This is a genomic window from Legionella tucsonensis, from assembly GCF_001468035.1.
Taxonomy (GTDB): domain Bacteria; phylum Pseudomonadota; class Gammaproteobacteria; order Legionellales; family Legionellaceae; genus Legionella; species Legionella tucsonensis.
Map to the genome: position 1 here is coordinate 969,858 of NZ_LNZA01000001.1, position 12,246 is coordinate 982,103.

The following is a 12,246-nucleotide window of genomic DNA, read 5'->3' on the forward strand; positions in this document are numbered from 1 at the left end:
GTATTTATACAAAATTATGTCTCTTTTTTTTCTTTATTAAAACCGCCTTTACAAACAGGGGATTGCAAAACAGTTTGGTTCCTAACTTCCCATTCGTTTGGAGTAAATAAATGCATGCTTAGGGCATGTAATCCAAGCTCAAACTCTCCTTTGAGTAACTGATTTAATAATTTATGTCGTGCAATTCGTGATAAATCAATAAATCGTGAAGAAACCAGAGTGATTTTAAAATGAGTTTGTGCACCTTCAGGAACATGATGATTGGCTGACTCATCCTCGACATTTAGATAAATAGGAACTAATTCTTGGTTTAGCAATTTTTCAATACGATTTTTACGTGACATATTAAACTCTTAATATATTTAAAACTCATAATAAAAAAGCCGCCTTGAAGCGGCTTTTAAGAATATAATTAAATTCTACAGTTTGCAGGAACGTATCGGTTGTTGGCCGCATTATTTACGGCACATACCCACGTAATTGGATCAGTTGGTGGTGTTCCAGCAACAAGAGCAGCTCCATTAGCTTGCGGAGTTAAAGTAAGAACCACACTTTGTGCAAGCGCTGTATAGGTAATTGTGATTACACCCGTAGCGGCAGTAACAACAACGTTTTGCACATTAGCAGTTGGGTTTGCAAAACTCCAGCCCTGACTTAAATCATTGTTACCTGTTGTTGCATTTTCAGAGACAGTCGTTTTTGCTGAAGAAGCAATACTTAATCCCTCGGTTACCCGCGCTCTGACGACGTAATCCTGATACGCCGGGATAGCTATGGCAGCAAGAATACCGACTATTGCTACCACTATCATTAATTCAATTAAAGTAAAGCCTTTTTCTTTCATCATTTGCTCCTAATGATTGGTACAACGATAAATAAGCAAAAAATATGCCATTTATCAAATAAGTTACAACTCATTAATAGCCAGAACAACGATACAACCTGCCATGGCAAGAAAAGGAAGTCCTGAAGTCGTCTTTACTCTCTTTTCCTTTATAATATTGTAGCAGATGATAGAAGGGTTGCCTAACAGGTAAGGCTGTCTAACCTGAATATTTAATCAGACAATTTTTTTATTTTTTTCAAAAGGTATGATTTCTTTTATCACAATGGAACTGTTTGAAGAAAATCTAGATACTGTAGCCTGGGTGCAGTGCAGCGGGAACCCAGGATTAAGAGGCTTTATTTATATCAAAAATCCCCGGGTTCCGCTGCGCTGCACCCAGGCTACAAGGCTAAGTTTCACTCAGCTACAATTATGACTATTTAAGCACTTTAGGTACCAGTTGATTCTTTAAACGAACATAATCAGGTAGTCCATTCATATAATCAGGGTAGGCTTCACCTTGAATCAAGGGTAATAAATATTGTCTGCAGGAAGCAGTAATGCCCATTCCATCTGCAGCAATATATTCTGCAGGCATGGCCTTTTCCTGATTGGCAACATCAGCTAGTGGGACATGGCCAATAGACCATTGATAAGGTTTATCTCGTTCGCGAATGATAATAGGCATGATGGCATTATGACCTTTGATAGCATATTCTACCGCAGCCTTACCTAAAGCATAAGCTTGATCCAGATCTACTCTTGAGGCGATATGACGCGCAGCACGTTGTAAATAATCTGCGACAGCCCAATGGTATTTATAATCCAGTTCAGTTTTGATTAACTGCGCAATAATTGGCGCAACACCTCCTAATTGGGCATGACCAAATGCATCACGAATTCCTGCTTCACTTAAAAATTTACCTTCTGTAGTGCGAATACCCTCTGAAACCACAACAACGCAATAACCATAAGTCTTCACGCATTCATCAACTTTACTCAAGAACTTCGCTTGTTGAAAAGGAACTTCGGGTAATAAAATAATATGCGGCGGTTCATCCGGTTGTTGGCTGGCTAAGCCGCTTGCTGCTGCAATCCATCCTGCATGGCGCCCCATTACTTCAAGAATAAAGACTTTTGTCGATGATGCAGCCATTGAAGCGACATCAAAACCAGCTTCTCTAGTGGACACGGCTACATATTTGGCAACTGAGCCAAATCCTGGGCAGGCATCCGTGAAAGGCAGATCATTATCTACTGTTTTAGGTATTCCAATACACGTAATTGGGTAACCCATTTTAGCACCTAATTGCGATACTTTATGTGCTGTATCTTGAGAGTCGCCACCACCATTATAGAAAAAATAACCGATGTTATGTGCTTTAAACACCTCAATCAGCCGTTCATATTCATCACCATCATTTTTGAGTTTGTACCGGCATGAACCAAATGCTCCAGAAGGAGTTTGCAGTAATTTGGCAATATCTGCATCACTTTCAAGTGATGTATCAATAAGCTCTTCATTTAAAGCACCAATAATTCCATTTTTGGCCGCATATACTTTGCCTATGTGTTGAGGATATAACTTGGCGGTTTGAATTACAGCGCAAGCTGAGGCATTAATTACAGCTGTTACACCACCTGATTGAGCATATATTGCATTTTTTACAGTCATTCTTTCTCCTGGTTAGGTTACTACTCATCTTCATTATCTTTTGCAGAAGTTGCATAGAGCTAGTTAATCATTAAATTCTTATTTTCTGATTTTCGTACTCATTAATTACTGCATCAATACTTTGAATTAATTCTGCAAAAGGAGTAGCCAATTCTTCAATTGAAGCAGCATGTACAGCCAGTTTTTCTACATGAACTACTTTTTTCTGTAACGTGGGTACACCAGAAAAACAACATGCCCCGTGAAGTTTATGTGCTGCCTCTCCTAATTTTTTAATGTTTTTATCATGCATTAACTGGATAAATTCTTCACGATTTTTATGAAGTTCTTCAACAAATCGTGCAAGAAACTCTTCTGCAAGTGCTTGATTCCCCGATACTTTTTGTACACATAATTGCCAATCGATTGCAGCATGTTTTGCTTTCTCTGTAATACGAAGAATTTGTGTGAGTAATTGTTTTTCATCTATAGGTTTTTGTAAACAGTAGTCCACGCCTGCTTTCTTCAGATCAATACTATTCACATCACTGCCATTCGCACTAATTAAGACTATGGGCGTATGGTGGTTAAGTTGTGATTTTTGGCGAATGAGTTGCGCTGCCTCTAAACCATTTATTTTCGGCATTTGTAAGTCAAGTAAAATCAAGTCATACTTTTTTTCATGGCACGCGGATACAGCCATTTCACCATCATCAACTGAAGTCATGTTTGCATGGGTGCCTAATAAAGAGTTCAAAAGCATTTTATTGACGGGGTTGTCTTCGGCAATAAGCAAATCCGGGTGCATAAAACGTAATTGTTCCCTTAAGCTATCCAATTCATGATTGATCGGTTTTTCAATATTTTCCTGGCTAGTAAGTGATTCAATAACATCTTGAAGCTTTTGAATACTAATTGGTTTATATAAAAAGCCTTTACTACCAAGTGCAGTGTAATCATTAATGAGCCATTTGGAAATCAATACATAAGGAAAATAATTATGTTCCGAGATAATTTTAGCAATCTTTTGCTCGTAGCCTCTATTAATATTGAGAAAAGCAATTTTACAGTCTTTGTTATTCTCCAGGGCTTTTTCAAGGTGGTTTAACGAGGTTACAGGTACGCATTGTATTCCCCAATAACCCAAGCCATTACATAGAGCTTCCAAGTGTAGAGAATTATCGTCAAAACATAACATTTTGAAATGAGCGAAGGGGTGTATTTGGTTCTTTTCTATTTCATAAGCGACCAGCTTTTCGACTTTAACATGAGCAGTAAAGCTAGAGCCTTTATTGAGTTCACTGGTAAATGTAATCCGACCATGCATTTCTTCACAGAGTTTTTTGCAAATAACTAAACCGAGGCCTGAACCGCCATAACGTCGCGTAATGCTTGTATCGGCTTGGTTAAATGCTGTAAACAATTTACTTTGATCTTCGGGAGAAATACCCAGACCGGTATCAGTAATTGTGATGCATAAAGTATAATCTTTATCTGTTTCTTGTTCTACTTTGGTGCGAACCAGCACATAACCATGATCTGTAAATTTAACGGCGTTAGTCACCAAGTTGGTGATAAATTGTTTTATTCTGAAGGGATCTCCCAAAACAATTTTAGGCACATTAATGTCGGTTATGGGTATTAAATCAATTCCTTTTTTATGTGCATTCGGTGCTGCCAGTGTAAGGACTTCATCAATACAATGACGAATATTTAATGGAATACAATCCAGGAGAAGTTTTCCTGCATCGATTTTGGAAAAATCAAGAATGTCGTTAATTATTCCTAATAAATCTTGTGCAGAAGTTTTTATTGTTTTTACATAATCCAATTGCAATGGATCAAGTTTGCTTTCCAGTAAAACATTAGTGAACCCAATTACTCCGTTCATCGGTGTGCGAATTTCATGGCTCATATTGGCAATAAATTCTGATTTTTGTCGACTTTTTTCTTCTATTTTTTTCTTTTCGAGTGACAGCTCGATATTTTTTTCTTCTAGCAACTCAAGACTTTGCTGCAAATCTTCAGTGGCTACTTCAATATGTTGATTCAAATCACGAATTGTTTCGAGGTATTTTTTTTGCAAATGAGCACAACCTTGTTCAATAATACCTAGCTCACCGGGGCTGGTTGTTTTTATTTCCGTTTCGAATTCATTTCGCAAAATTTGTTTCATGCTTCTACGTAAACGAGAAATAGGTAAATAAATACGCTTGGAGAGAAAATAGTGGATGGTTAATCCCATAAGCAAGCCAAACAGAGTAATAAAAATAGTGACTATGAGCATTTGATAGCGCTTTATTATCATGGAGCGCGTATCAATATCAATGGATAACCAACCTAAAATATCGTCTGCACGAGTAGCCATAGGACTTAGGAGATTCTTGAAGGATGAGTTGGAGTAAAGATTAAATTTGGGAATAGTAACTGGTGCGATGAAATTAATAGTGAAAGGATTAATTTGCTTGCTTTCAATGTAATCTCCTGTAAATTTAGGTGGATTAAATGGTTTATTCAGAGAATGTTTCCCACCACGATAGGCTAGCAGTTGTCCATCACTACTGTAAAAGGAAAGAGCGATTACTTCAGGGTTAATTGTAGAGGCATTGATTAACCCCTGCAAAGTACGACCATCACGTCGGAGCATAGCGTATTGAGCTGCAGGAAGTAATTGACGGATATAAGCTTCTCCCAGACGCGACATATGTTGTTTTAAGTCATTACCAAATAGTCCATTATAAAAAATAGCGAGAAGCAGGGCGACTAAAAAGGCAGGGATTAGGGTAGTAATTCTCAGTTGATATTTAATACCAATGCTTTTCAAAATAACTCACCAAGTAGTTCGGGTAATATTTTTATTTTAGCTTGAGTGCAGCACTGTGTAACCTGATATGATTTGTGCATATAGACTACTCTGGAAGAAGTCTAAATATTCAAATGTCTTGCTTCACCCAGGCTGCAAAGTCAGTTATTATAGCCCGATTATTTTATTCCTTACAATGTGGAAGAGATTATGACAGTTAGAACCCGATTTGCACCAAGCCCAACTGGATTTTTACATGTGGGTGGAGTGAGAACTGCTTTATTTTCATGGCTTTATGCAAAGCGTCATCATGGTGAATTTATTTTGCGCATAGAGGACACTGATCATGAGCGTTCAACCAAAGAATCGGTACGAGCTATTTTGGATGGCATGGCCTGGTTAGGCATGGATTATGACGAAGGTCCATTTTATCAAACTGAGCGTTATGAGCGATACAAACAAGTGGCACAGCAATTTCTAGATGAGGGTAAGGCTTATCGTTGTGAATGCAGCAAAGAGCGCCTGGAAGCTTTGCGGGTGGAACAATTAGCTGCTAAAGAGAAACCTCGGTATGATGGTTATTGTCGAGATAAAAATCTGTCTTTATCTGATAAGCCTTTTGTGATTCGTTTTAAGAATCCTGAACAGGGAACTGTAACGTTTCACGATGAAGTATATGGAGAAATCCATGTGGCAAATAGCGAGCTGGATGATTTGATTCTGGTACGTTCCGATGGTCATCCAACCTATAATTTTGCTGTGGTTATCGATGATATAGATATGAGAATCACTCATGTAATTCGTGGTGATGATCATATTAACAATACACCAAGACAGATTAATCTGTTTCAGGCGCTCAAGGCCTCCATTCCAGTATTTGCGCATTTACCGATGATCTTAGGAGAAGATGGTAAGCGTTTGTCAAAAAGACACGGTGCTGTGGGTGTATTGCAATTTAAAGAGTTAGGCGTTCTACCCCACGCTTTGTTAAATTATTTAGTACGCTTAGGCTGGTCTTATGGCGATCAAGAGATCTTTAGCATCAATGAGATGATTGAGTGCTTTGATTTAAGGAATGTAAGCAGAGGGGTTTCAAGTTTTAACTATGAGAAATTGTATTGGTTAAATCAACATTATCAAAAAAATGATCCAGTCGAGGCGGTGGCTGAGTCCTTGCGTTGGTACTTTGAACAGGCAGGTATTGATCTCTCTAAAGGGCCAAAATTAACGGATTTAGTTGCCATTCAAGCTGAGCGATGTAAAACTTTGACTGAAATGTGTCAAATGAGTCTGTACTTTTTTACTGATTCAATTGAGTACGATGAAGCTGCAGTAAAAAAACATTTGCGACCGGTTATTTTAGAGCCATTGACTGCACTTTATGAACGTTTGCAAACGGTAAAATCCTGGGAAAAGGATCATTTACAAGAATGCATTAATGACATCAGCGCGCAGTTTGATATTAATATGGGGAAAATAGCACAACCATTACGAGTAGCAGTAACAGGTTCTGGTATGTCTCCGTCTATCGATATGACATTGACTTTATTGGGAAGGGAAAGGGCGTTAACTCGCCTTCAAAATGCTTTGGAACAATTGAAAATCAGAGCTCAAGCAAATAATTGATAAAGTACCTTCAATGACTCTAGGTTGATGCATGTATGACCTGCAGCTCTGTATGTACGAGATGTATATTTTAAAATGCTCTGAGTGCATCAAATTGGCTCATATTGTTCAATAAAATAATCGGTGATATGATTCATCATCTTAGATTCAAAGTGATTAGTTATGTCAAAAACTCCACGTTTTTTGAAATTTAATAAAAAAACAGCTCATTTTTTTATTTCAATTAATAAACAAGGACCCCATTCTTTTTTAATGCTTGGATTATACGACCAGAACAAAGTTCAACATGTGCTGTGTCGCGTGGGTAAGTTTGGCGATGGTATTGAAAATCCCAACTTTCTCTTTAGCTTGCGATTCGTCTGTAATTCTCTTTTTTTTGCGAATGACGCACATTTAGAAGATGAAGGAATTAGTCGATCTTGTAAAGATGCACGCTCGATCACTTATCAAGCTTATGATATTACCTATGAGCAATATTTGGAATTTGTAAGGATATTAGAATCGTTGCAATCATCTAATAATAAATTTAAATGTTATAAGCCCTGTAAATCACCTAGTATAACGAACAGTGATGCGGTGACATTAGAATTTACCGATGAAAAAAGGTTACTTCTTCCAATCAATACAGAACTGTTAAAAACACACCTTAGTAAATTAAATATTAGTAATACGTGCAGACATTCAGCAATAGAGCTTGTTGAAGCAATTCAGCATACCCACATTTCTTCTTCAGTTTCTTCTTCTTTTTTTGTGAATCTACCGTATGAAACGGTATTGCAATATGGTAGACCAAGTGAAGATATTCCTTTTTATGTGCTCCCACCTCCTCCAACAGCTTTTCATGAATCGGATAAGGCAAAAGAAAAGATAATCATAAAGTTATATTCACGAATGGAAAATATGCTATTTCTCGAGCCTAATTCTCAGTATACTCAGGATAAGTTTTTGAAATTGAAAGAATTGTATTTAAATATCGTGGGACCTCAAAACAATTTATCTCTTGATGAATTATTAAGAAATATCCATACGTGGAAAGAGGATAAGGATAATCAGAAAGTATTAAACGTTTTAAGAAAGGAATATTTCTGGGACTCTCTTCCTTTCATTAAAAGACAATCGGCTACTATGAGTTTACTTGCAGAAGTGGAAGACGATCTTGCAACGGAAATCACGAATAGACTTAGTTAGAGGAGCTAATTTTTTAGTAGTGTTCAAGTGTGTACAAAAAGCATATTATAAGTAGTTTTTGAGTTTTTCTAATACCTTAATATGAATCAAAGGAGTGAATATGAAGCTTTATTACACTAAATCAGCGTGTTCGTTAGCTGTACGTATCGTTCTTAATGAGTTAGGGCTAGATTTTCAAGACGAAGAAGTTGATTTGAAAGCAAAAAAAACACGATCAGACGAAAACTATTTATTGATTAATCCTAAAGGGGCAGTTCCTTCGCTTCATCTTGATAATGGAGATTTACTGACTGAAAATCAGGTTATTTTGCAATATTTAGCAGATATCACTCCGGGGCAAAAGCTATTACCACCAGTAGGTGATTTAGGAAGATACCACACTCTGGAATGGGTCAATTACATTGCTACAGAATTGCACAAAACGGTAGGCATGTTTTTCTATCCTAATCTTAATGAGGAAACAAAAAGCATTTTTATGCCTGTAATTAGTGCCAGATTGAACTATGTTAATAAGCGTCTTGCGAATGGACCCTATTTGATGGGTAAAGACTTTACGTTACCAGATGCTTATTTGTTTGTCATAGTCCGATGGGCTTATTATTTTAAAATGGATCTTTCGGCCTATAAACATATAGAGCAGTTCATGAGCATTGCTGCAGAACGTCCGGCTGTTGTGACTTCGCTGCAACAAGAAAAACTATAATAAGCACTTATTTCCTCTATCAAGAACGTTCCTATTTAATACATCCAAATGCATTTAAATTCGAATGTTCTCAAAATTTTGCTCCGGGATAAGGTATAGCGTTATCCACTCCGAACGAGCTCGCAACGATGTATAGAACTTAGTGGGTGGCGTTATAATGACAAACTGTAATTATTTGGGGATGCATATTGTGCCTATAAAAGCTACTTTTCGAGGTGAAATGGATCTTAATTTTTCTCCACAACATAAATTTGAACCTATTGAGGGCGTAGATCGAGAGAGGCAGGCACCAATTATTGCTCGCAATGCAGTACGACTTTTAATGATGGGATGGACGGAGCAGTGGACTGAGTTTTTAACTCCTGCAGTAGCCTATGCTGTTTTTGTACAACGCGATCATGAATTATTAAGAGAATTACGTTTCGCTTTCCAACAAGGCTTTTCAGAGCTTTTTGAACAACTAAAAGAGAAAAAGTTAACTGATACGCAACAAGAACAAGTCAATCTTTACTTGAGTAATTGTTTAACTTTACTTCCTTATAGCGATTTAACTCCGTTTGAATCCATAAAAATCCCTCAATGCATTAATGGACATTGGGAGTTAGTTGAATATCAGGTTAAACCAATTGAGTTAACAGGAAGAACAGGATGGCGACACTATTTTATCCATGATAGAGATCGTGTTTTTGCTTATGGACTTGAGCCAATTTTTAATGAGAAGGCAGAGTCACATTTAATTTTTATGGGAACTACTTATCCAGCAGGACAGGGTTTTTTACCTCAGATTAATACTGATTCCAAGGGTTTTGCGACAGTTGGTGAATCTCTTTATCGCATGGGACGAAAAAGAATTCATGAATGGCTCGACTCACAAAAAAATAAAATACATGTATGCGGGGTAAGCTTGGGAGGATCTTTAAGTTTATTGCTTGCTCTTGATAAAGGAAAGTATAAACTTTCACGCATTGATGCATTAAATCCTGCTGGACTTCATGATGCCTGGTTTAAAAGAAGATTTGATCATTGGGATAAACTAACTGAGAAACCAGAAGTTGTTGTGCAAAAACAAGGAAATGATCCCGTGTCGGCTTTTGGAATTTGGAAGGATGATTGGTATATTATTCAGGTAACCCCGCCCAAAGAAAAACAAGGACCTAATAGTTTTTGTGACCATTTTTTAAATTATGCTGGTTTTGCAGGTACAAACTTTACTTACATTGAGGCAGAACTGGATAATGCCAAACGGAAAACACGCAATTTTTGGTTTTATACACTGGGTAGAAGCTTAATTTATAGTCTTTTTTTATTTCCGTATACTTACGCAGTCCGACCATGTATGTATTTTCTTATAAAAAATTGGAAGTTTTCTATACCTGCATTGGAAGTTTTTATTGGTACATGTCTTGCATTTGTCGGTATCTTACCGGCACTTACTTTTCTGAGTATTGCTGGAGGTATATTTGCAAGTGCTCTTATATTTTCCTATTGGTTTTCCGATAAAAGCTCAAAAGCTTCTTCTATCCAAGATAAACTTATAGAAAAAGTAGGTCTTGCACGAATGCATAATCCTTTGCTTTCTCGAAATCCAACTATGGATATTTATAATGATAGTGATGATAATGTAGTACATATTGATTTGACTTATCAGCAAATACATACCTATTATCATGTAATGCGTTGTCTTATAAAAGAAAAAAATTTTCTACCGGATGCAGAAAAGAAATGCAAGCATGTTGATGCGCTTACCAAAAAAAATTTACTTGAAGAAAGCTCAGATTCCCAGAAGATTAATTGTGTTATGCCTTTCAAAGTTACACGAGCGAAAGCAGCCCATATACGGCATACCTTGACTTTAGTAGAGCGATTAGGGATTGAAAATGTAAATCTAAAATCGAATTTAGAAAAATGCTATGCTGAATACTATATTGGTAAACACATGTAGTTATTTTTATTCTTATCAGGTTATATCATTTATAAGAGAGGTAAGTTTGGAAACCCATCACCTTAGGGTTTTGTTAAATTAGTTATAAAAGTGTCTGCAAGATAGCCGTTCACATCTATTGTTGCAAATAAGATAGTACGCCGAGCTAAACGATTATTTTAAAGGTTGTAATAGAAGACCCGGATTATACAATAATCCGAGTTATATTAAGTTGGGACGTTATAGCATTTTCGTTTTAAAAACATTAAAAACGAAAAATCAGATGGGCAGCGACTGAGTAAAGAAAAGGATAATACGCGTCTGCTGGGTTAAGCTGCGATTCACCATAGCCAGCAGTAAAAGATCCCGCAATCTCTCCCATTATCCGCTCTGTAAAATTATAATTTACGCCCACACTAAAATTAGGTCCTGGACGCCAATTATCAACAACAATATCTTTACGATGTACGCCCGCCACTCCAGCGCCGGAAAAAATTTTCATTTGAGAATGAGGAATAGGAACCATGAGCTTCCCCATCAAAGTTAGGACTTCAGTTTGAGATGTCAACGTTTCTAATCCATCATGATTGAAGCTGAATAAACTTATAGAGTCGAAATTAACATTCGCTTCCGGAAAGTGTGTGTAATTCACTTCAATTGCAAAGAAGTGAGTAAATTCATATCCTGCTAAAACACCCCACACGCTTCCACCTTCTTCAACCTTTATTGGCGTTGAGAGCATCAGAGCTATATTCTGATTTTCTTTAGTTGGAACTAAACCTTTCCAGGTGGTTGAGCCGAAGCCGCCGATTGCACCTACATAAAAAGGGTGCTGTGGTAGATCACTTTTCTCTGCCAAACAACAAGATATAGAAAGAAATAAGAATGAGAATAAAAATAATTTTGATTTTTTATTATGCACAATAATTACTCTACCAAGATCGCTTTAATCAATAGAAGTTCAGTTGGACCGAAGTCCAACTGAATCAAATTTTTTTGACTTTAATAATTTAATAAATTTATTGACAAGATTTCCGAGTGGAACTACATATTCTTCCGCGAGAATCCACACCACCAAGGCGGTAACAATTCCAATTATCAAGACAATCTTGTTTTGTAGTGTAGGGTTGAGCCGCACATGCTTTATCCAATGAGCCATATACACTTACCATACGTGCATAAAGCATATTCATATCTTGACACATACCGGAAGGTAAACCAGAAGAAGTACAATAACACGTTGCAACGATTTTAAATGAAGCACAAAAATTTACATCATTTGTAGGAACAGCATTACCACAAGGACTACCGTATGAAAAAACAGAGAAACTAAGCAAACACATTAAACCTGCAAAAAATCCTCGTATCATTTTTAATATCCTCTATTTTATTTAGATCCGAAATATCCGTGTTACTCTATCAGAAAATTAGTCTGGCTGCAAAAGACATTGCCATGAATAAAGTAAAATCATGTTTTGCCTAAAATACAAGCAAAACGTGTTGTCCTGAGTGAGGCGAGGGAATC

10 protein-coding genes are annotated in these 12,246 nt (G+C 36.9%); 4 read left to right on the forward strand and 6 right to left on the reverse strand.

Annotated elements, in window-relative coordinates:
* Positions 1–14: 14 nt before the first annotated feature.
* From Ltuc_RS04175 to letS, 4 genes are all read right to left on the reverse strand, one after another.
* Positions 15–344 carry a BolA family protein gene (locus Ltuc_RS04175; RefSeq protein ID WP_058520069.1) on the reverse strand — a complete coding sequence of 110 codons (330 nt, stop codon included), beginning with the start codon at positions 342–344 and terminating at the stop codon, positions 15–17.
* 68 nt (positions 345–412) lie between these two features.
* Positions 413–844: a pilin gene (locus Ltuc_RS04180; protein ID WP_058520070.1), complete on the reverse strand. Its 432-nt coding sequence runs from the start codon at positions 842–844 to the stop codon at positions 413–415.
* A gap of 418 nt (positions 845–1,262) precedes the next feature.
* Positions 1,263–2,501: a 6-phosphofructokinase gene (locus Ltuc_RS04185; protein ID WP_058520071.1), complete on the reverse strand. Its 1,239-nt coding sequence runs from the start codon at positions 2,499–2,501 to the stop codon at positions 1,263–1,265.
* Between the two features lie 70 nt (positions 2,502–2,571).
* Entirely contained in the window at positions 2,572–5,307 is a 2,736-nt protein-coding gene (letS, locus tag Ltuc_RS04190) for a two-component system sensor histidine kinase LetS (protein WP_133138257.1), read from the reverse strand.
* Between the two features lie 186 nt (positions 5,308–5,493).
* On the opposite strand from letS, the gene gltX reads away from it, so the two are divergent.
* The 4 genes from gltX to Ltuc_RS04210 all read left to right on the forward strand — a co-directional run bounded on the left by gltX (position 5,494) and on the right by Ltuc_RS04210 (position 10,742).
* Entirely contained in the window at positions 5,494–6,909 is a 1,416-nt protein-coding gene (gene gltX, locus Ltuc_RS04195) for a glutamate--tRNA ligase (protein WP_058520073.1), read from the forward strand.
* 162 nt (positions 6,910–7,071) lie between these two features.
* The gene (locus Ltuc_RS04200; protein ID WP_058520074.1) at positions 7,072–8,097 is read left to right on the forward strand and encodes a hypothetical protein; all 1,026 of its coding nucleotides are present in this window, start codon (positions 7,072–7,074) and stop codon (positions 8,095–8,097) included.
* Between the two features lie 100 nt (positions 8,098–8,197).
* On the forward strand, positions 8,198–8,800 hold the full coding sequence (gene gstA, locus Ltuc_RS04205; protein ID WP_058520075.1) for a glutathione transferase GstA: 603 nt from the start codon (positions 8,198–8,200) through the stop codon (positions 8,798–8,800).
* 157 nt (positions 8,801–8,957) lie between these two features.
* Positions 8,958–10,742, forward strand: a complete 1,785-nt coding sequence (locus tag Ltuc_RS04210) for a hypothetical protein (RefSeq protein ID WP_238584065.1) — start codon at positions 8,958–8,960, stop codon at positions 10,740–10,742.
* A gap of 244 nt (positions 10,743–10,986) precedes the next feature.
* On the opposite strand, the gene Ltuc_RS04215 is transcribed toward Ltuc_RS04210, so the two are convergent.
* Complete coding sequence (locus Ltuc_RS04215) at positions 10,987–11,643, reverse strand: outer membrane beta-barrel protein (protein ID WP_058520076.1); 657 nt, start codon at positions 11,641–11,643, stop codon at positions 10,987–10,989.
* A gap of 97 nt (positions 11,644–11,740) precedes the next feature.
* Complete coding sequence (locus Ltuc_RS04220; protein ID WP_058520077.1) at positions 11,741–12,091, reverse strand: hypothetical protein; 351 nt, start codon at positions 12,089–12,091, stop codon at positions 11,741–11,743.
* Positions 12,092–12,246: the final 155 nt, after the last annotated feature.